Origin of the sequence: Pseudomonas sp. WS 5532, assembly GCF_012985445.1 — a bacterium.
Taxonomy (GTDB): domain Bacteria; phylum Pseudomonadota; class Gammaproteobacteria; order Pseudomonadales; family Pseudomonadaceae; genus Aquipseudomonas; species Aquipseudomonas edaphica.
Genome location: NZ_JAAQWK010000010.1, coordinates 72,896 through 92,923 on the forward strand (window position 1 = coordinate 72,896; position 20,028 = coordinate 92,923).

16 protein-coding genes are annotated in these 20,028 nt (G+C 60.6%); 5 read left to right on the forward strand and 11 right to left on the reverse strand.

The genetic code is table 11. The features are described from left to right. The 3 genes from HBO23_RS18270 (at position 1) to HBO23_RS18280 (ending at position 1,818) form a co-directional block, all read left to right on the forward strand. A complete protein-coding gene (locus tag HBO23_RS18270) occupies positions 1–276 on the forward strand; it encodes a polyhydroxyalkanoic acid system family protein (RefSeq protein WP_017138585.1) in 276 nt (91 codons plus the stop codon). A gap of 105 nt (positions 277–381) precedes the next feature. Then, on the forward strand, positions 382–804 hold the full coding sequence (locus tag HBO23_RS18275) for a phasin family protein (RefSeq protein ID WP_017138584.1): 423 nt from the start codon (positions 382–384) through the stop codon (positions 802–804). Positions 805–816: 12 nt separating this feature from the next. Beyond that, positions 817–1,818: a phasin family protein gene (locus HBO23_RS18280; RefSeq protein WP_138454123.1), complete on the forward strand. Its 1,002-nt coding sequence runs from the start codon at positions 817–819 to the stop codon at positions 1,816–1,818. 173 nt (positions 1,819–1,991) lie between these two features. Here the strand turns inward: HBO23_RS18280 and HBO23_RS18285 are convergent, their stop codons facing one another. The 10 genes from HBO23_RS18285 to HBO23_RS18330 form a co-directional block, all read right to left on the reverse strand. Then, positions 1,992–2,612: a TetR/AcrR family transcriptional regulator gene (locus HBO23_RS18285; RefSeq protein WP_017138582.1), complete on the reverse strand. Its 621-nt coding sequence runs from the start codon at positions 2,610–2,612 to the stop codon at positions 1,992–1,994. Between the two features lie 27 nt (positions 2,613–2,639). Continuing rightward, entirely contained in the window at positions 2,640–4,322 is a 1,683-nt protein-coding gene (gene phaC, locus HBO23_RS18290; RefSeq protein ID WP_170039051.1) for a class II poly(R)-hydroxyalkanoic acid synthase, read from the reverse strand. A gap of 88 nt (positions 4,323–4,410) precedes the next feature. Then, positions 4,411–5,256, reverse strand: a complete 846-nt coding sequence (gene phaZ, locus HBO23_RS18295) for a poly(3-hydroxyalkanoate) depolymerase (RefSeq protein ID WP_017138580.1) — start codon at positions 5,254–5,256, stop codon at positions 4,411–4,413. 166 nt (positions 5,257–5,422) lie between these two features. After that, positions 5,423–7,102 carry a class II poly(R)-hydroxyalkanoic acid synthase gene (gene phaC / locus HBO23_RS18300; RefSeq protein ID WP_099549478.1) on the reverse strand — a complete coding sequence of 560 codons (1,680 nt, stop codon included), beginning with the start codon at positions 7,100–7,102 and terminating at the stop codon, positions 5,423–5,425. A 249-nt stretch (positions 7,103–7,351) separates the two neighbouring features. Next, positions 7,352–7,729: a DUF971 domain-containing protein gene (locus HBO23_RS18305; RefSeq protein WP_017138579.1), complete on the reverse strand. Its 378-nt coding sequence runs from the start codon at positions 7,727–7,729 to the stop codon at positions 7,352–7,354. A 183-nt stretch (positions 7,730–7,912) separates the two neighbouring features. Next, entirely contained in the window at positions 7,913–9,250 is a 1,338-nt protein-coding gene (gene hslU, locus HBO23_RS18310; RefSeq protein WP_017138578.1) for an ATP-dependent protease ATPase subunit HslU, read from the reverse strand. A 36-nt stretch (positions 9,251–9,286) separates the two neighbouring features. Continuing rightward, complete coding sequence (hslV, locus tag HBO23_RS18315; protein ID WP_010563201.1) at positions 9,287–9,817, reverse strand: ATP-dependent protease subunit HslV; 531 nt, start codon at positions 9,815–9,817, stop codon at positions 9,287–9,289. A gap of 258 nt (positions 9,818–10,075) precedes the next feature. After that, positions 10,076–10,777: an SPOR domain-containing protein gene (locus HBO23_RS18320; RefSeq protein WP_017138577.1), complete on the reverse strand. Its 702-nt coding sequence runs from the start codon at positions 10,775–10,777 to the stop codon at positions 10,076–10,078. Between the two features lies 1 nt (position 10,778). Continuing rightward, on the reverse strand, positions 10,779–12,515 hold the full coding sequence (argS, locus tag HBO23_RS18325) for an arginine--tRNA ligase (protein WP_169986597.1): 1,737 nt from the start codon (positions 12,513–12,515) through the stop codon (positions 10,779–10,781). 204 nt (positions 12,516–12,719) lie between these two features. Further along, positions 12,720–14,939 (reverse strand): primosomal protein N', encoded by a 2,220-nt coding sequence (locus tag HBO23_RS18330; RefSeq protein ID WP_138452622.1) that lies wholly within the window; start codon positions 14,937–14,939, stop codon positions 12,720–12,722. A 342-nt stretch (positions 14,940–15,281) separates the two neighbouring features. Between HBO23_RS18330 and rpmE the strand changes: the two genes are divergently transcribed. Beyond that, a complete protein-coding gene (gene rpmE, locus HBO23_RS18335; protein WP_017138574.1) occupies positions 15,282–15,509 on the forward strand; it encodes a 50S ribosomal protein L31 in 228 nt (75 codons plus the stop codon). Positions 15,510–15,797: 288 nt separating this feature from the next. After that, positions 15,798–17,066: a malic enzyme-like NAD(P)-binding protein gene (locus HBO23_RS18340; protein WP_099548044.1), complete on the forward strand. Its 1,269-nt coding sequence runs from the start codon at positions 15,798–15,800 to the stop codon at positions 17,064–17,066. 448 nt (positions 17,067–17,514) lie between these two features. Here the strand turns inward: HBO23_RS18340 and HBO23_RS18345 are convergent, their stop codons facing one another. Further along, positions 17,515–19,980, reverse strand: a complete 2,466-nt coding sequence (locus tag HBO23_RS18345; RefSeq protein WP_138450204.1) for a penicillin-binding protein 1A — start codon at positions 19,978–19,980, stop codon at positions 17,515–17,517. Positions 19,981–20,028: the final 48 nt, after the last annotated feature.

Here is a 20,028-nt window from a genome sequence, read left to right on the forward strand (position 1 = left end):
ATGGCCCGTATTACCGTTGAGCGTGCACATTCCCTGGGTAAAGAAGGCGCGCGCGCGAAGGCCGAGAAGTTGGCGCACAAACTCAAGGAGCAATATGGCCTGGAGTCATCGTGGTCGGGCGATAGCCTGAACCTCAAGCGTTCGGGGGTTAAAGGCACGGTGTTAGTCGCCGATGAATCGCTGCGCATTGATGTTGAATTGGGCCTGTTGATGTCGGCCATGAGCGGCACCATCAAGTCTGAAATCGAGAAAGCCCTGGATAAGGCGCTGGCCTGATCAATGTGTTCTTAGGGTGCCGATTCTAATTTTCCAGCCTACTTTGTGCCCAAGCCCTCAACTCCTGCGGGCCGTTCCTCGACCCTAATCTGCGTGAGGTGCACCATGGCCAAAGTTATTTTGAAGAAAAAAATCGACCTTCAGTCCACTGCCCTGAGTGACGTTAAAAGCTACGCCCGCAAGATCTGGCTGGCAGGACTTGGCGCCTATGCCAAGGTCGGCAGCGAAGGCGGCGAGTACTTCAAAGAGCTGGTCAAGACCGGTCAACATGTTGAAAGTAAAGGCAAAAAAGTTGTGGTTGAACAACTTGATGCTGCCAACAGTCAGATTGACCAAGTAAAGAGTAATGTCTCCAGCGTCAAAGGTTTGGTTGAAGTTCAACTGGATAAAGTTGAAAAAGCTTTTGACACGCGTGTTGCAAGTGCCTTGAATCGAATCGGCATTGCGTCTAAACATGACGTGGAGACACTCTCTGCTAAGCTCGAAGAGCTGACGACATTGCTAGAACGTGTCGCGCGTAAACACTAAGGAGACATCGGGATGGCTGTTAAAAAGACTACTCAGAAAGAAGGCAGCTCGTGGATCGGGGAGGTTGAAAAATATTCCCGTAAGATCTGGCTTGCTGGTTTAGGCGTGTACTCGAAGGTTAGCAGTGACGGCGGCAAATACTTCGAGACATTGGTCAAGGACGGCGAAAAGGCCGAGAAGTTGACCAAGACCACGGTTGGTAAAAAAGTTGAAGCGGCCAAGGCCACTGCCGGCTCTGCCAAGTCGAGCATTTCTGACACTTGGGGCAAGTTGGAAGAAACCTTCGACAAGCGTCTCAACAGTGCCATTTCGCGACTGGGCGTGCCCAGCAAAGCGGAACTGAAGACGCTGCACAGCAAGGTCGATACCCTGACCAAGCAAATCGAAAAACTCACCGGCGCTAAAGTGGCTCCAGCCAAAACCGCCGCCGCTAAACCGGCTGCCAAGCCTGCGGCTAAAACTGCGGCTGCTAAACCGGCTGCCAAAACCGCCGCCAAGCCTCTGGTTAAAGCGGCCGCCAAGCCAGCTGCCAAACCTGCGGCCAAGGCCCCGGCTAAAGCTGCGGCAAAACCCGCTGCAAAAACCGCAGCTGCCAAACCGGCTGCCAAGCCTGCAGCAAAACCCGTGGCCGCTAAAGCCGCTGCCAAGCCTGCGGCTAAGCCGGCTGCCAAAGCAGCAGCAAAACCAGCGGCCAAGCCTGCGGCTAAAACCGCCGCTGCCAAACCTGCTGCCAAGCCGGCCGCTGCGAAACCTGCAGCCAAACCAGCCGCCGCTAAAGCCGCTGCCAAGCCTGCTGCAGCAAAACCTGTGGCTGCCAAGCCTGCGGCAAAACCTGCCGCCGCGAAGAAGCCAGCAGTAGCCAAGAAGCCAGCAGCGTCCAAACCTGCTGTTGCGGCCAAGCCTGCAACTCCAGCGCCAACCGCTTCTACAGCCAATTCGGTGTCCGCACCGACACATGCTCCTGCCGCCCCGACTGCAACGCCGGTAACCCCGACGCCATCCAGTCAGTCCTGATTTTTTCAGGGCACAAAAAACGCCCGGCCTGTGAAGGTCGGGCGTTTTTTTATGGAAGTCTCATATACACCGCATTTCCAGTGTGGGAGCGGGCTTGCCCGCGATGGCGGAGTGTCAGCCACCCAGGTATTGGCTGATAAATTGCTATCGCGGGCAAGCCCGCTCCCACATTTTTAATCGATATCATCCAGGTATTTGAGCGCAAACCGCTCAGTTGCCTGCCGCGCCGGCAATAGCAGATGCGGCGCCACCAGCATCATGACCTGGTACACCACCACCCGCACCTCGCCCTCGCGGTCGAGAATCCGCTGGTAGTCCAGGGAAAACAGCAGGGTCATGGTGATCTGTTCCACCAATTGCCCCAGTGCCTGGGTATCACTGACCAGTTGCCCCGCCGCCTTCAAGCGCGCAAGCAGTGAAGCCAGGGTGCGCTTGAGCGCCGTGAGCAAGTTGCGAATGCCCTTGGCCAGCTTTGGCAGGCGCCCGGCCAGGTTCGACAGGTCCTGGAACAGGAACCGGTAGTGGGCCATGCGCTCGATGATCAGGTGCAGGAACAGCCAGTAATCTTCGGGTTTGAGTTGCGCATCTGCCGGCGGGTCGAGCAGCGGCGCCAGTTCATTCTGGAAACGCTCGAACAACCCGAGCACCAAGGGCTCCTTGCCATGGAAATGGTAATAAAGGTTGCCGGGGCTGATCCCCATTTCATTGGCCACCTCCATGGTCGACACGTTCGGTTCGCCCTTGTGGTTGAACAACTGCAGGGCACATTCAAGGATACGGTCGCGGGTCTTCATCCAGTCTTCTTAATGTGATCGTTGAGTTCAGCGCACCCGCACGTAAGTGCCTGGCGCCGCTTCCATCGGTGGGTAATTCTGGTTGCCCAGGGCGGTGAGTGTTTCGCGTTGCACGCCCGAACGTTGCTGGATCCACGCAAGCCACTGTGGCCACCAGCTGCCTTCGACGTGACTGGCGTCGTAGTACCAGGCACGCGGGTCGCTGCTCAGCTTGGGGTTCTCGACGTAGTTGGCCTTGGGGTTGCCCGGCGGGTTGAGGATGCTCTGGATATGCCCGCTGTTGGACAGCACAAAGCGCCGCTCGCCGCCCAGCAGTTGCGTGGAGCGATACACCGCGTCCCACGGCGTGATGTGGTCGTTGATCCCGGCCACGCTGAAGCTGTCCACTGTGACCTTCTGCAGGTCGATGGGCGTGCCGCACACCTCAAGGCCACCCGGATGGCTGAGCGGGTTGTGCTTGAAGAAGTCCAGCAGGTCGCCATGCAACGCGGCGGGCAGGCGCGTGTTGTCGTTGTTCCAGTAGAGGATGTCGAACGCCGGCGGTTCTTTGCCCAGCAGGTAATTATTGATCCAGTAATTCCAGATCAGATCGTTGGGGCGCATCCAGGCGAAGACCTTGGCCATGTCTCGACCCTCCAGCACGCCTTGCTGGTAGGAGCGGCGCTTGGCGGCCTCCAGGGTCTGTTCGTCGGCAAACAAGGTGGCGGGGCTGTCGATCTGGCTGTCCAGCAGGCTCACCAGGTAACTGGCGCTGGAGATGCGCCGCAGCTGGCGCTTGGCTTGCAGGTGGCCTTGCAGCGCGGCGATGGTCAAGCCACCGGCGCAGGCGCCCATCAGGTTGACCTCACGGGCGCCGGTGATGGCCCGGCACACGTTCAGCGCTTCCTCCAGCGCCGCCACATAGGTGGACAGGCCCCACTCGCGGTGACGCACATCCGGGTTGCGCCAGCTGACCATAAACGTCTGCAGGCCGTTTTTCAGGGCGTACTGCACAAAGCTGTTGGCGGGGCTGAGATCGAAGATGTAGTACTTGTTGATTTGCGGCGGCACGACCAGCAACGGCTTGGCGTACTGCTTTTCGCTCATGGGCTTGTACTGGATCAGTTCCAGCAGCTCGTTGCGAAACACCACGGAGCCCGCGGTCGTTGCCACCGTTTTGCCCACTTCAAAAGCGTGTTTGCTGACCTGGCTGGGCAGGCCGTTGTTGTGCAACAAATCGTTAAACAAATTACTCACGCCGCGCACCACACTGTTGCCGCCGGAGTTGAGCAGCTCCTTGATGGCCAGCGGGTTGAGCAAGGTGTTGGAGGGCGAGACGGCATCGTTGATCAGCGAGAAGGCAAAGTGCGCGCGGGCGCGGTCATCGGCGCTCATCGAGCTGTCGTCGATCCAGTGACGCGTTTGTTTCTGCCAGCTCAAATAGGCTTGCAGGCTGCGCCGGTACAGCGGATTAAGCGTCCAGGTGGGGTCGGAGAAGCGGCTGTCAGCGGGGTTGGGGGCCTGTACGGTTTCACCCAGCAGCACGCGACCGAGTTGGCCGCCCAAGGCCAGGGCGTGCCGAGCGGTGTACAGCGGGTTGCGCAAGCCATGGTTGGCGACACTGCGCAGCGTCGCCAGCAAATCGCGGCCCCGCAGGCCACTGATCGCATTTTGCGCGTTGATGAACGCGGCCGGGGTGGGCGCCGGGTTCGTCACGGGTCTTTCTCGCATGAGCCAACACTCCTTCGTCAAGCCATCAACAGGCACGCCAATTCAGAACCATAGTCGGTTCCTGGCAAGTTGCGCGGCGGCGTAGTCCTTACACCGCTGGTCGAGGGTGAATCACCGCACGCAGGCGCTCCTCTTCAAGAAACTTCATGATGATCGGCGCCACGGCTTCGGCGCGGGTGATCAGGAACAAGTGGCCATCATCGATGATGTGCAACTGTGCGTTGGGAATGCGCCAGGCGAGCATGCGCATATTGATCAGCGGGATCAGCGGGTCGTCGTCGCCGGCCAGCACCAGCGTCGGCTGGCGGATCTTGTGCAGCCAGTGAATGCTGGTCCAGCCAAGGCCCGCAAACAGCTGCCAGTAGTAACCGAGCTTGCCCGCCGAGCGCACCTTGCTGGCGTGTTCGGCGGCCAGTTTGGAGTCGCGGCGGAACGAGCCGCCATAAATCATCGGTGCAATGCGCACCACGTGGGACGGTTGGATATAGCGCCTGGGGCTTGCCATCAGCCATAGCACCTTGGGTTTGCCCGGCACCATAAAGGCCCCGGCTGCCGTCGCCGCCAGGATCAGTTTTTTGCAGCGCTCGGGGTAGTCATAGGCAAACTGCTGCGCCAACGCGCCGCCCCAGGACACACCCACCGCATTCACCTGGCCATAGTCCAGGTAATCGAGCATGCGTGCGGTGAGCTTGGCCAGGCCGGGAAAACGATAGGGCACGCTGGGTGTGGAAGACCCCCCCACACCTGGCACATCGAAGGCGATCACTTCCAGGTCCGGGTCCAGCGCCTGGACGAACGGAAACACCAGCTCAAGGTTGGCGCCGATGCCGTTGAAGATCAGCAGCGGCGTCAAGTGAGGCTTGCCCGGGCGTACCGCCGTACGGATGGTCTGGCCATCCAGGTCGATGGTACGGAAGATGAACGGTTGCGGCATGCTCAAGCCCTGTGAAGTGGCGCTATTTGTCTGGAAAAACTAGGTTCCTGTGGGAGCTGGCTTGCCTGCGATAGCAATCTTTCAGTTAGCTCATCATCTAGCTGGCCCACCGCTATCGCAGGCAAGCCAGCTCCCACATTGATCGCATTTCTACCGCAAAATCTGCTTATCGTTCGTGCACATAAGTACCCGGTGCCGCCTCAGCTGCGGCATAGGCTTTGTTACCCAGGCTTGTAGGTGCTTTCTTCAGTTTGCCCGCCCGCTCGGCCTGCCACGCCTGCCAATGCAGCCACCATGAGTCAGTATGCTTGGTGGCATTCTCCTGCCACTCCAGCGGCTTGCCCGCCAAACCATCGCTGGTCTGGTAACGCGCCTTGGGGTTGCCTGGCGGGTTGAGGATGCTCTGGATATGCCCGCTGCTGGACAACACAAACTCCACTTTGCCACCAAACAGCTGCGCCGATTTGTAGCACGACTGCCACGGCGTGATGTGGTCGTTGGTGCCGGCCAGGGAATAGATATCGGCGGTCACCTGCTTGAGGTCGATCGGCGTGCCGCACACTTCCAGGGCATTGGCGCGCACCAGCGGGTTGTTCTTGAACAGCTCAATCAAATCGCCATGGAAGGCGGCCGGCAAACGTGTGGTGTCGTTGTTCCAGAACAGGATGTCGAACACCGGCGGCTCGTTGCCGAGCAGGTAGTTATTGACCCAGTAGTTCCAGATCAGGTCGTTGGGGCGCATCCAGGCGAATACCTTGGCCATGTCGCGGCCCTCCAGCACACCGGCCTGGTAGGAGTGGCGCTTGGCGGCTTCCAGGGTCTGTTCGTCGACAAACAGCGCCACCTGGGTGTCCAGGGTGGTGTCCAGTACACTCACCAGCAGGGTCAGGGCGTTGACCTTCTTCTCGCCCAGCGCCGCGTAGTGGCCCAGCAGGGCGGTGCAGGTGATGCCGCCCGAGCAGGCGCCGAGCATGTTCACGTCTTTGCTGCCGGTAATCGCCGTGACCACATCGACCGCTTCCTTGAGCGCCTCGATATAGGTCGACAGGCCCCACTCGCGCTGCGCCTTGGTCGGGTTGCGCCAGCTGACGATAAACGTCTGCTGGCCATTGCGCAGGCAGAAGCGCGCCAGGCTCTTCTCCGGGCTCAGGTCGAATACATAGAATTTGTTGATCTGCGGCGGCACCACCAGCAGTGGGCGTTCGTGCACCTGCTCGGTGATGGGCTTGTACTGGATCAGCTCCAGCACGTCATTGCGAAACACCACGGCGCCTTCAGTGGTGCCCAGGGTCTTGCCGACTTCAAAGGCGCCCATGTTGACCTGGCTGGGCATGCCGCCGTTGTGCACCATGTCTTTGGCCAAGTGGGACAGGCCATCAAGCAGGCTTTTGCCGCCGGTTTCAAAGAAGCGTTTGACCGCCGCCGGGTTGGCCGCGCTGTTGGTGGGGGCCATGGCTTCGGTCATCAGGTTGATCACGAAGTGGCCGCGGCTGATGTCCTGTTCCGACAGGTTACTGTCGCCGATCCAGTCGTGCAGTTCCTTGCGCCACGCCAGGTAAGTTTGCAGGTAACGCTTATAGAGCGGGTTCTGGCTCCACGCCGGGTCGTTGAAGCGACGGTCGTCGCCTTCGGGGGCCAGTGCGGATTTGCCGAACATCACGTTCTTCAATTCCACGCCAAAATGCGCGACGTGTTTGACGCTGTGCAACGGTTGCTTGATGGCTTGGGTCAGTACCATCTTCGCTGAGGCCAATAAATCCTTTTTGCGTAACGCGATGATCGGGTTCAGCCCCAGGGTGTTTTCCGAGGCCTGGCGTTTCAAGTCATCGTTATTCTTGTTACTCATCTACGACGCTCCATTGTCCGAAAGACGAGTACCGGCGATTGCTGCGCACCCAATTTCGATACACGACACCAGCCTGGTACTGCGACTCGGGTGACCGTTGATACCGCATCGTCAAATGCAGGGAACTTGCCAGTTCCATTGGTTACCCGAGTTTAATTTTTTTCGCAAGCGGGCCAATCGTTGACCACGCGACAGGGCATTCAAGCAGATGAAATTAGAAAATGCCCTCTAAAGAGCGAGACGCCTGAGTTAGAGCATCAGCCGCACGACCGATTCGCTCGGGTCGCGGGTTTTGCCGGCGGCTTTAAGCTCAGCCAGATAATCGGCCCACAACGCATCCTGGCGCACGGCCAACTGGTAGAGGTAGTCCCAGGTGAACAGTCCGCTGTCATGGCCGTCGTCGAAGGTCAATTTCAGTGCATATTGACCGGCTGGTTCTATCTTGATCAGCCGCACGTTGAGCTTGCCGAACTGCAGGATGGGTTTGCCGTGGCCCTGGACCTCGGCGGAAGGCGAGTGGGTGCGTAGCAGCTCAGCGGGGAGCTGGTAGACCTCGCTCGGCCCATAGGTAAGGCCGAGGGTGTTGGAGGTTTTGTGCAGGTTTACAGCGGTGGGGAATTTGGTCATTGGAGAACCGCCCAGAGATAGTCCTTAGAACCGGCTTAAAACTGTAGGAGCTGGCTTGTGTGGGAGCCGGGCTTGCCCGCGATGCAGACACCTCGGTGTTTCAGAAACACTGAGGTGATGCTATCGCAGGCAAGCCAGCTCCCACACAAGTCCGGCTCCGACACAAGCCGTTTTCTGTGAGGCTTACAGGATATAACGAGACAGATCTTCGTTCTGCGCCAATTCGCCCAGGTGGCTATTGACGTACTCAGCGTCAATCTTGATCGCTTCGCCATTCTGCGAACCGGCCATGTCGCCAGCACTGAAGGACACTTCCTCCAGCAGACGCTCAAGCAGGGTGTGCAGGCGACGGGCACCGATGTTTTCGGTCTTCTCGTTGACCTGCCAGGCAATCTCCGCCAGGCGCTTGATGCCGTCCGGCTGGAATTCGATGCCCAAACCTTCGGTTTTCAGCAGTTCGCGGTATTGCTCGGTGAGCGAAGCATGCGGCTCGCTGAGGATACGTTCGAAGTCGCCGGGGGTCAGCGCCTTGAGTTCCACGCGAATCGGCAGACGGCCTTGCAGCTCCGGCACCAGGTCGCTGGGCTTGCTCAAGTGGAACGCGCCGGAGGCGATAAACAGGATGTGGTCGGTCTTGACCATGCCCAGCTTGGTGTTCACCGTGCAGCCTTCGATCAGCGGCAGCAGGTCGCGCTGTACGCCTTCGCGGGACACATCGACGCCGCCGGAGTTGCCGCGCTTGGCCACCTTGTCGATCTCGTCGATAAACACGATACCGTGCTGCTCCACCGCTTCCAGGGCTTTGGCCTTGAGCTCTTCCTCATTCACCAGGCGCCCGGCTTCTTCGTCGCGCACCAGCTTCAGCGCGTCCTTCACCTTGAGCTTGCGGCTTTTCTTCTTGCCCTTGCCCATGTTGGCGAACAGGTTCTGCAACTGGCTGGTCATTTCTTCCATGCCGGGCGGTGCGGAGATGTCGACGCCGGACACTTCGGCCACTTCGATCTCGATTTCCTTGTCGTCCAGTTGGCCTTCACGCAGGCGCTTGCGGAACAGCTGACGGGTGTTGGAATCCGAGCTTGGCGCGGCGTCTTCGTTGAAACCCATGCGTGCCGGTGGCAGCAGGGCATCCAGGATGCGTTCTTCGGCGGCGTCTTCGGCGCGATGGCTGACCTTGGTCACTTCCTGCTCGCGGAGCATTTTCAGGGCGGCATCGGCCAGGTCACGGATGATCGACTCGACGTCACGGCCTACGTAGCCCACTTCGGTGAACTTGGTGGCTTCGACCTTGATGAACGGAGCATTGGCCAGTTTGGCCAGGCGCCGGGCGATTTCGGTTTTACCCACGCCTGTCGGCCCGATCATCAGGATGTTCTTGGGCGTTACTTCAACGCGCAGTTCTTCAGGCAGTTGCATCCGGCGCCAGCGGTTACGCAGCGCAATGGCAACGGCGCGCTTGGCATCGTCCTGGCCGATGATATGGCGATTAAGTTCATGGACGATTTCGCGGGGAGTCATGGACATAGTGTTTGGCGGCCTCAAGCGGAATAAGCCTACGGCTTACTCGGCGAGGTCCTGCTCCTCAATGGTGAAGTTGTGGTTGGTGAACACGCAGATATCGCCGGCGATACCCAGGGCGGTCTCGACGATTTCGCGGGCCGACAGGTCGGTTTTCTTCAGCAGGGCGCTGGCTGCCGCCTGGGCGTAGCCGCCGCCGGAACCCATGGCGATCAGGCCGTGCTCGGGTTCAACCACATCGCCGTTACCGGTGATGATCAAGGACGCGTCTTTGTTGGCGACCGCCAACATGGCCTCCAGGCGGCTGAGGGAACGGTCGGTGCGCCATTCTTTGGCGAGTTCGACAGCGGCGCGAACCAGGTGGCCCTGGTGTTTTTCCAGCTGGCCTTCGAAGCGTTCGAAGAGGGTGAAGGCGTCGGCAGTGGCGCCAGCGAAACCGGCGAGAACCTGGCCGTGGTACAGGCGACGCACTTTCTTGGCGTTGCCTTTCATCACGGTGTTGCCCAGTGAAACCTGGCCGTCGCCGCCCATGACGACTTTGCCGTGGCGACGTACTGAAACGATGGTGGTCAAGGGGAGAGTCTCCACGCAGCGGGGCGAAAATGCCCTGATGGAATCTCATATGGGGGTGGCGGGGGGGATTTCAACCGTAGGACGTGTGTGCGGACGAGTGGTGTTTGCTGGTCTGACACCTTCCAGAGAGCACCGCAAAACCAACTGTGGGAGCTGGCTTGCCTGCGATAGCGGTGTGTCAGTCACTGAAAATATGGACTGCTACATCGCTATCGCAGGCAAGCCAGCTCCCACATTTTGATCGGCGTTGAGCCGGAATCAACGGCTCTGGCGTTGTTGTAACAACAGATTGCTAAAGCCTGCACCCGCCAGTTGCTTCTGCGCCACGGTCAGCTGTTCACGGTTGCTGAACGGCCCGACCAATACGCGATACCAGGTCGCATCCTTCACGGTGCCGGACTCAACTGTTACCGACTGGCCCAACAGGATGATCTGCGCACGCACACGATCCGCATCCGCCTGTTTCGGGAACGAGCCCGCTTGCAGGAAGAACTTGGTCACCGGCGCCGCCTTGGTGGTCGCCACCGGTGGCGGTGGCGGCGGAGTGATCCCGGCCAACGCGGCTTGAGCGCGTGCGGTGTCGATTTTCGCGGCTTCCGCTGGTGTCACCGGCGTGGTCGGCACTTGTGGCGTCGGCAGGGTTTTCTCCGGCACGGCGTCAGGCGGCACGATCACTTCCGACTCCGGCAGCAGCGTGTAGAAGTCGTACTTGGGCTTTACCGGCGCGGTCGGGCTCGGCGCGGTCTTGTTGGCCTCGGCGATTTTTGTGGCCTTCTGCTGTTCTTGCTTGACCCGTTTGACGTCATCACCCTTGCCGGGCTCCAGCTTCATCAGGATCACCACAAACGCGCCGACCGCCAGGCCGATAGCCATCCACAGCCAGCCCGGGATTGGCTTCTTCGCCGGTGCCTGATAGCGGCTGGCGCCGCGCTTGGGTGCAGGTTTTTTCTTGGCAGCCAACTTACATACGCTCCAGGGTTTCCAGGCCTAACAGTTCCAGGCCTTGCTTGAGGGTCCGTCCAGCCAGTGCGGCGAGGCGCAGGCGACTTTGCTTTTGCGCTTCGTCGTCTGCCGTAAGGATCGGGCAGTTCTCATAGAAGCTGGAGAACAGACCGGCGACTTCGTACAAATACGTGCAGAGGATATGCGGCGTGCCTTTTTCACCGACGCTGTTGAGCACTTCGCCGAACTGCGCCAGCTTGGCCGCCAGGTCCTGTTCATGCGGGGCATCCAGCACGATTTGGCCTTCAACCTCGCTGAAATCCTTGCCCAGCTTGCGGAACACGCCGGCCACACGGGTGTAAGCGTACAGCAGGTACGGCGCGGTGTTGCCTTCGAAGTTGAGCATCAGTTCGAAGTTGAAGCTGTAGTCGCTGGTGCGGTGCTTGGACAGGTCGGCGTACTTCACCGCACCAATACCTACCACGCGGGCGATATTGCGCAGGTCGGCTTCGGCCAACTCCGGGTTCTTTTCCTTCACCAGGTTGTAGGCACGGTCCTGGGCTTCGTTGAGCAGGTCGATCAGCTTCACGGTGCCGCCGTCGCGGGTCTTGAACGGGCGGCCATCGGCGCCGTTCATGGTGCCAAAACCCATGTGTTCCATGTGCATCGGGTGGGTGACGAAGCCTGCGCGGCGCGCCACTTCGAACACTTGCTGGAAGTGCAGGGCCTGGCGCTGGTCGACAAAATACAGCGCGCGGTCGGCCTTGAGCACGCCGCTGCGGTAGCGCACGGCTGCCAGGTCAGTGGTGGCGTACAGGTAGCCGCCGTCGGCCTTGACGATGATCACTGGCAGCGGCTCGCCGTCGGCGGTCTTGAATTCCTCGAGGAACACGCACTGCGCGCCGTTGCTCTCAACCAACAGGCCGGCAGCCTTGAGGTCGTTGACCACGTTGATCAGGTCGTCGTTGTAGGCGCTTTCGCCCATCACGTCGGCCATGGTCAGCTTCACGTTGAGCAGCTCGTAGATTTCCTGGCAGTGCGACAGCGAAATCTCACGGAAACGGCCCCACAGCGCCAGGCAATCTTCATCGCCGGCTTGCAGCTTGACCACCAGGCCACGGGCGCGGTCGGCGAACTCTTCGGATTCGTCGAAGCGCTTTTTGGCGGCGCGGTAGAAGTTTTCCAGGTCGGCCAGCTCGTTGCTGGTGATCGGGTTTTCCTGCAGGTAGGCCATCAGCATGCCGAACTGGGTGCCCCAGTCGCCCACGTGGTTCTGACGGATCACGTCGTCACCCAGGAACTCCAGCACCCGTGCCACGCCGTCGCCAATGATGGTCGAGCGCAGGTGGCCCACGTGCATCTCTTTGGCCAGGTTGGGTGCCGACAGGTCAATCACTACACGCTCCACGGGGCCGGCCTTGCGCACGCCAATGTTGGCGTCGGCCAGGGCCGCGTCCAGGCGCGAAGCCAGGGCCTGGGTGTTCTGGAAGAAGTTGATAAAGCCTGGGCCGGCGATTTCGGCCTTGGTCACACTCTCGTCGGTTGGCAGCGCGGCGATGATTTTCTCCGCCAGGTCACGCGGTTTCATGCCGGCAGGCTTGGACAGCATCATCGCAATGTTGCTGGCAAAGTCGCCATGGGTCTTGTCGCGAGTGTTTTCCACCTGGATCGCCGGCGACAGGCCTTCAGGCAACACACCTTCGTTGACGAGTTGGGTGAGGGCTTGTTGGATCAGCTGGCGAATGGTGTCTTTCATGGTGTTCTCTTTCGACCGCAAGCGGCGGTGCGCGATGCGCAGGTGGAAAAACTCGGCATTATCCGTGGCGAGGGCGGGCTTGCCAACCGTTCAGACAGGTTGATGGACCTGCGGACCTCATCGCGGGCAAGCCCGCTCCCACATTTAAGGGGGTTCATATTTCAAAATGTGGGAGCTGGCTTGCCTGCGATAGCGATTTCGCAATCAATACAGGTCTACCGGATCCACATCCAACGACCATCGCACTTGGCGGGCGCTGGGCATTTGCTCCAGGGCAAGCATCCAGCTATTTAATAGTCGATGCAGCGGTGCACGGGACGTTGCCTGCAAGAGTAGCTGAGCGCGATATCGCCCGGCGCGCCGCTCCATCGGCGCGGGGACTGGGCCGAGCAATTCGATGCCGGCCAGACTCAACTCACCGAGCAAACGTTCGGCGGCGCTGCATGCCTCGTCGAGAAAATTTTCGGCCTGCCCTGGCTTGTGCGCTTCGGCGCGCAACAGTGCCAGGTGGGCAAACGGCGGCAGGCCGGCGGAGCGGCGTTCGCTCAGGGCCTGTTCGGCGAAAGCGAAGTAGCCCTGTTCTGTCAGTTGAATCAGCAAGGGATGGTCGGCCAGATGCGTCTGGATAATCACCTTGCCCGGCTCTTCGGCGCGCCCGGCACGGCCTGCCACCTGCACGATCAGTTGCGCCATGCGTTCGCTGGCGCGGAAGTCGCCGGAGAACAAACCACCGTCGGCGTCCAGGATCGACACCAGCGTTACCCGTGGGAAGTGGTGCCCTTTGGCGAGCATCTGCGTGCCGATCAGGATGCACGGCTGGCCTTTCTGAATGGTCGCGAACAGCTGGTTCATCGCGTCTTTGCGCGAGGTGCTGTCGCGGTCGACGCGCAGCACCGGGTAATCCGGAAACAGAATGCCCAGGCGCTCCTCGGCACGCTCGGTGCCCGCACCCACGGGGCGCAAATCCACTTTGCCGCATTGTGGGCAGTGGCGCGGCACGCGCTCCACATGGCCGCAGTGGTGGCAGCGCAGCTCGCCGTGGCGCTGGTGTACGGTCATGCGCGCATCGCAGCGTTCGCACTCGGACATCCAGCCGCAGTCGTGGCACAGCAGCGTCGGCGCAAAGCCCCTACGGTTAAGAAACACCAGGACTTGCTGGCCGGCGGCGAGGGTTTGGCCGATGGCTTGCTGCATCGGCCCGGAAATGCCGCTGTCCAGTGGGCGGCTTTTTACATCCAGGCGCAGAAACCGTGGTTGCTTGGCGCCGCCTGCGCGCTCGTTGAGACGCAGCAGGCCATAACGGCCGGTGTAGGCGTTGTGCAGGCTTTCCAGGGACGGTGTAGCCGAGCCGAGCACAATCGGGATGTCTTCCTGGCGCGCGCGTACCAGCGCCAGGTCGCGGGCGTGGTAGCGCAGGCCTTCCTGCTGTTTATAGGAGCCGTCGTGCTCCTCGTCGATGATGATCAGCCCGGGGTTTTTCATCGGCGTGAACAGGGCCGAGCGGGTGCCGATAATAATGTCGGCCTCGCCGTCCCGCGCCGCCAGCCAGGCTTCCAGGCGCTCGCGGTCGTTGACCGCCGAATGCACCAGCGCGATGCGCGCGTTAAAACGTTGCTCGAAACGCGCCAGGGTTTGCGGGCCGAGGTTGATCTCCGGGATCAACACCAGTGCCTGCTTGCCGGCTTGCAGGGTTTCGCGGATCAGTTGCAAATACACTTCGGTCTTGCCGCTGCCGGTGACGCCGGCGAGCAGGAAGGCATGGAAGCTGTCGAAACCGGCGCGAATGGCTTCATAGGCGGCGCGTTGCTCGGGGTTCAGCGGCAACTCCGGTTGAGCCAGCCAGTGGTCATGGCGCGGGTCCGGCGCGTGCTTGCGGATTTCCACCTGCACCAAGCCCTTTGCCAGCAGCAAGTCGAGGCTGTCTTTGCTCAGCATCAGCTTGCTTAACAACTGGTGGGCTACGCCATGGGGGTGTTGGGCCAGGGTCGCGAGGGCTTCGCGTTGGCGTGGCGCGCGGGCGATGCGTGGGTCATCCAGGCGCGCGCCGGGCACCATCGACCAGAAACGCTCCTGGCGTGCTTCAGCCAGTTCGCCCTGGCGCAGCAGCACCGGCAGTGCCCAGCTCAGGGTATCGCCGAGGCTATGCTGGTAATACTGTGCGGTCCACAGGCATAACTTGAACAGCGCGGGCGGCAGCGGCGGTGTAGCGTCGAGGATGGCCAGGGCTGGCTTGAGCTTTTCGGCGGGGACTTCGCTGTGGTCGGCCACTTCGATCAGGATGCCGATCATCTCGCGACGGCCAAACGGCACGCGCACGCGCATGCCCGGCTGCAACTGCGCCCGCAACACGCCGGCCGGGGCTCGGTAGTCGAACAGGCGGCGCAGGGGCGATGGCAGGGCTAGGCGCAAAATGGCGTCGGGCACGCGGGGAGTCTCATATAAAGGCAGGCAGTGGCGCAGGGGCGGGAGCCTAGCAGACCTGCGGTGGGGGTGTCCTGTCTTGCGGCACTTCTGTGGGCGCCGGGCTTGTTGTGGCGAGCAGCAGGCTTGCCCAGCGCAGGGCAAGCCTGCTCGCCACAAAAAAGTGCGTCCTTGCAGATGGGCGGTGGTGTGTTGGGTTTTTCTGATGAAAGGGGCTTTTATGTAGGCAAAGCACGGGAGGCGCCGCTTGCGCGTTTAAAAAGGTCTGGTAGAATCCGCGGCCTAATTACGTGCGGTATTCGACAATAGTGTCGAGTGGCGGCACGCTAGCCCGAGGAAGTCACCATGAAAGCCGATATCCATCCAGCGTACGAAACTATCGAAGTAACCTGCAGCTGCGGCAACAAGTTCGAAACGCGTTCGAACCTGTGCAAGCCACTGGGTACTGACGTATGCAACGAGTGCCACCCGTTCTACACCGGTAAGCAGAAAACTCTGGACACCGGCGGCCGTGTACAGCGCTTCGCAGATCGCTTTGGTGCTTTCGGCAAGAAGCCTGCTGCTGCAGAGTAAGGCTCAAAAGCCCCCAGGGTTTTTGCAAGCTGTTGAAAAAGGCGCCCCTTGTGGGCGCCTTTTTTGTGCCTGCGATTTGACCGTGCTGCACTCAAAGCGATTTTAATAAAATAATTGTAGACATTTTTTATCGTAATTGTGAACAGTTAAGCCCTTGTATCCCGTGGCTCTTGGCCGAAAGTCGTAGTGCGCGGCCCTTGACGGCAGTGACTGACCAGTCTTGTGGGGACTTTCTCACACGCGTATCCTCGGCGGTCCGTCGACCAACAGTAAAAGCGGAATGCCGATATGTCTGATTTGAAAACTGCCGCTCTCGAATATCACGCCCATCCTCGTCCAGGAAAGCTGAGTGTAGAGCTCACCAAAGCCACTGCCACTGCCCGCGACTTGTCGCTGGCCTACAGCCCTGGCGTTGCCGAGCCCGTACGTGAAATCGCCCGCGACCCTGAACTGGCGTACAAGTACACCGGCAAAGGCAACCTGGTTGCAGTGATTTCCGATGGCACCGCGATTCTCGGCCTGGGCAACCTCGGCCCATTGGCTTCCAAGCCAGTAATGGAAGGTAAGGGCGTGCTGTTCAAGCGCTTTGCCGGCATCGACGTTTTCGACATCGAAGTCGATTCCGAAAGCCCGCAAGCTTTCATCGACACTGTAAAGCGCATCTCCATCACTTTCGGTGGCATCAACCTGGAAGACATCAAGGCACCTGAGTGCTTCGAGATCGAAAAGGCCCTGATCGAACAGTGCGACATTCCGGTATTCCACGATGACCAGCACGGCACCGCGATCGTTACTGCGGCCGGCATGATCAACGCCCTGGAAATCGCTGGCAAAACCCTGGCTGACGCCCAGATCGTCTGCCTGGGCGCTGGTGCTGCGGCCATCTCCTGCATGAAGTTGCTGGTGAGCATGGGCGCCAAGCTGGAAAACATCTTCATGGTCGACAGCAAGGGCGTTGTTCAGTCCGAGCGTACCGACCTGAACCAGTACAAGGCGATGTTTGCCCACGCCACCGACAAGCGCACCCTGGCTGACGCCCTCGACGGTGCCGACGTGTTCGTTGGCCTGTCCGGCCCGAACCTGCTGAGCGCCGAAGGCCTGAAGTCCATGGCGGCCAACCCGATCGTGTTCGCCTGCTCCAACCCGGACCCGGAGATCTCGCCTGAGCTGGCCCACGCCACTCGCAACGACGTGATCATGGCCACCGGCCGTTCGGACTACCCGAACCAGGTCAACAACGTGTTGGGCTTCCCGTTCATCTTCCGTGGTGCCCTGGACGTTCGCGCCAAGCGCATCAACGAAGAGATGAAAGTGGCTGCCGCCAACGCCCTGCGTGAACTGGCCAAGCTGCCGGTACCTCAGGATGTCTGCGATGCCTACGGTGGTGCCCCACTGGCATTCGGTCGTGAGTACATCATCCCGAAACCAATGGATAAGCGCCTGATCACCCTGATCTCGGATGCCGTGGCCAAAGCCGCGATCGAGACCGGTGTGGCTACCCTGCCGTATCCGAAGCACTACCCGCTGAAAAGCGTGGATGATGTGTTCAACGGCTAAGCCGTTGTAGCGCACCAACAAAAAGCCCCGGCTCTTGCGAGTCGGGGCTTTTTTTGTGGCTGATGAATACGGTCTTCAGGCGCCAGGTAAACCCTGTGGGAGCCGGGCTTGCCCGCGATGGCGGTGTACCAGGGGGTGAATCAGTGGCTGATACACCGCCATCGCAGCATAGGTTACACAGCCGGTTAGCACGAAGTCTGTGGCAGGTGGGCTGTTGTGGCGAGCAGGCTTGTCGAATCGTCGCCCCGCCGGCGTTGGGCTGCGAAGCGGCCCCAGTAAAGGCGCTGCAATTTTCCTGAAAGTACTCAGTGTCAGGGTTTGGGGCCGCTTCGCGGCCCAACGCAGGACAAGCCTGCTCGCCACAGGAGAAAGTGGCGGCCTTCAAAAGTTGTGTAGATGCCTATGGCCATCGCAGGCAAGCCAGCTCCCACAGTGGAGCTGTGTCACATTAGAAGAGATCGATCGGCGCCGCCTCATCCGCCGGCAGTGGGCTGCCCGGTGCAACGCCGTTGCCCAGCTCGTTGACCGACGGCGGCGTGTCTTCGCTCTTGAACAGCTCGAAGTACGCATTCGGCGTGCTGGGTGATGCCGCACGGCCGCTGACCGGGTCGATCCGCAGGCTGAGAATACCTTCCGGCTCAGCCTGGGTATGCAGCGGCTTGTCCTTCAAGGCCGCGCCCATGTAGCTCATCCAGATCGGCAGTGCGACGGTGCCACCAAACTCACGGCGGCCCAGGCTTTCCGGTTGGTCGTAGCCGGTCCACACGGTGGTCACGTAGTCGGCGTTGTAGCCGGAGAACCAGGCATCCTTGGACTCGTTGGTGGTACCGGTCTTGCCGGCGATATCCGCGCGACCCAAGGCCAGGGCGCGGCGGCCGGTGCCTTTCTTGATCACGTCTTCCAGAATGCTGTTGAGGATGTAGGTGGTACGACCATCCACCACACGCTCGGCCACTGCTGGTGCCTGTGGCTCGGCGGGCACGGCGGCATTGGCGGCCGGTGCTGCGCCTGGCGTCGGCTCAATGGTGATGCCGCCGTTGTTCGGTGCTGCAATGCCATCGGGTGCAGCCACACCGTTTACCACGTCGCCCGGCACGCGTGGCGGGTTGGCGGTGAACAGCGTGTCGCCATTGCGGCTTTCGATCTTGTCGATCAGGTACGGCGTGATCTTGTAGCCGCCGTTGGCAAAGGTGCTCCAGCCGGTAGCAATTTCCATCGGCGTGAGGGTCGCGGTGCCCAGCGCCAGGGACAGGTTCGGCGGCAGATCCGACTTGGCGAAGCCAAAGCGTGTCATGTAGTCGATGGTCTTGCCCACGCCCATCGCCTGCAGCAGGCGGATCGAGACCAGGTTGCGTGACTTGTACAGCGCCTCGCGAATACGGATCGGGCCGAGGAAGGTATTGGTGTCGTTCTTCGGGCGCCAGACCTTGTCCAGGTACTCGTCGACAAACACGATCGGTGCGTCGTTGACCAGGCTGGCGGCGGTGTAGCCGTTATCCAGCGCGGCGCTGTAGACAAACGGTTTGAAGCTTGAGCCCGGCTGGCGCTTGGCCTGGGTGGCGCGGTTGTAGTTGCTCTGCTCGAAGGCAAAGCCGCCGACCAGCGCACGGATCGCACCGTTCTGCGGGTCCAGGGACACCAGAGCGCCCTGGGCCACAGGCACTTGGCTGAATTTCAGGCTGTCGTCTTTCTGGCGTTGCACGCGGATCAAGTCACCGACTTGCGCCACGTCCGACGGCTGCTTGGGCATCGGGCCCATGCTGTTGGTGTTCAGGAACGGGCGTGCCCATTTCATGCTGTCCCACGACACATGGCCTTCGCCGCTGCGGGTGAGCACTTGCACGCCATCCTTCTTCACCTGAGTGACGATGGCGGGTTCCAGGCCGCTGATCGGGCGCTGTTTACCCAGCTCGGTGGTCCAGGCGCTCAGGGTCTTGCCCGGCAGGCGCGATTCGGGGCCACGGTAGCCATGGCGCTGGTCGTAGGTCACCAAACCGTCGCGTACTGAGTTATTGGCGATTTCCTGCAGGTTGCTTGGAATGGTCGTGGTCACGCGGAAGCCTTCGGTGTAGGCCTCGCTGCCATAACGGCCGACCATCTCGGCACGTGCCATTTCAGCGATATACGGCGCATTCACTTCCGGTGTCGGCACGTGGTAACTGGCGTTCAGCGGCTCGGCCACGGCGCTCTCGTAGGCGGCCTGGTCGATTTTGCCCAGCTTGTACATGCGCCCCAGGATCCAGTCGCGACGCTCCTTGCTGCGCGCCGGGTTGGCCAGCGGGTTGAAGCGCGACGGCGCCTTGGGCAGGCCGGCGATCATTGCCATCTGCGCCAGGCTGGCATCACGAATCGACTTGCCGTAGTACACCTGCGAAGCGGCTTCGATCCCGTAGGCGCGATTGCCCAGGTAGATCTTGTTGACGTACAGCTCAAGGATTTCGTCCTTGGTCAACTGACGTTCGATCTGCAGCGCCAACAGGATTTCGGTGGCCTTGCGCGAAAAACTGCGCTCGCTGGTGAGGAAGAAGTTCTTCGCCACCTGCATGGTGATGGTGCTGCCGCCGGATTGAATGTGTCCGCTTTTTACCAGCTGGGTGGCTGCGCGCACCAGGCTGCCTGGGTCGACGCCGTAGTGGTTGGCGAAATTATCGTCTTCAGCCGAGAGCAGGGCGTTGATGAAATTGGGTGGAATGTCGGCGAAACGGATCGGTGTGCGGCGCATTTCGCCGAACTCCGCGATCAGTTTTTCATCGCTGCTGTAGACCCGCAAAGGAATCTGCAACTGGATACTTCTGAGTGCCTCTACTGAGGGCAAACCCGGACTAAGGTAGAGGTAGGCCCCGCTGAGTACGAGCAGCAGCCCGCAGACGATCGCGACAATGGAGTACCCGAAAAACTTCAGCAGACGAATCAAGGCTTTTGGATTTCCAGAGAAAAGAATGAGTTACGCGTCGGGGCATGC

Coding starts and splice junctions, on each gene's coding strand:
- HBO23_RS18280 (WP_138454123.1), top strand. CDS start 817: ATGGCTGTTAAAAAGACTACTCAGAAAGAAGGCAGCTCGTGGATCGGG.
- HBO23_RS18285 (WP_017138582.1), bottom strand. CDS start 2,612: ATGAAGACCCGCGACCGTATCCTTGAATGTGCCCTGCAGTTGTTCAAC.
- argS (WP_169986597.1), bottom strand. CDS start 12,515: ATGAAAGACACCATTCGCCAGCTGATCCAACAAGCCCTCACCCAACTC.
- HBO23_RS18275 (WP_017138584.1), top strand. CDS start 382: ATGGCCAAAGTTATTTTGAAGAAAAAAATCGACCTTCAGTCCACTGCC.
- HBO23_RS18270 (WP_017138585.1), top strand. CDS start 1: ATGGCCCGTATTACCGTTGAGCGTGCACATTCCCTGGGTAAAGAAGGC.
- rpmE (WP_017138574.1), top strand. CDS start 15,282: ATGAAAGCCGATATCCATCCAGCGTACGAAACTATCGAAGTAACCTGC.
- HBO23_RS18340 (WP_099548044.1), top strand. CDS start 15,798: ATGTCTGATTTGAAAACTGCCGCTCTCGAATATCACGCCCATCCTCGT.
- phaC (WP_170039051.1), bottom strand. CDS start 4,322: ATGCGAGAAAGACCCGTGACGAACCCGGCGCCCACCCCGGCCGCGTTC.
- hslU (WP_017138578.1), bottom strand. CDS start 9,250: ATGTCCATGACTCCCCGCGAAATCGTCCATGAACTTAATCGCCATATC.
- phaZ (WP_017138580.1), bottom strand. CDS start 5,256: ATGCCGCAACCGTTCATCTTCCGTACCATCGACCTGGATGGCCAGACC.
- phaC (WP_099549478.1), bottom strand. CDS start 7,102: ATGAGTAACAAGAATAACGATGACTTGAAACGCCAGGCCTCGGAAAAC.
- HBO23_RS18305 (WP_017138579.1), bottom strand. CDS start 7,729: ATGACCAAATTCCCCACCGCTGTAAACCTGCACAAAACCTCCAACACC.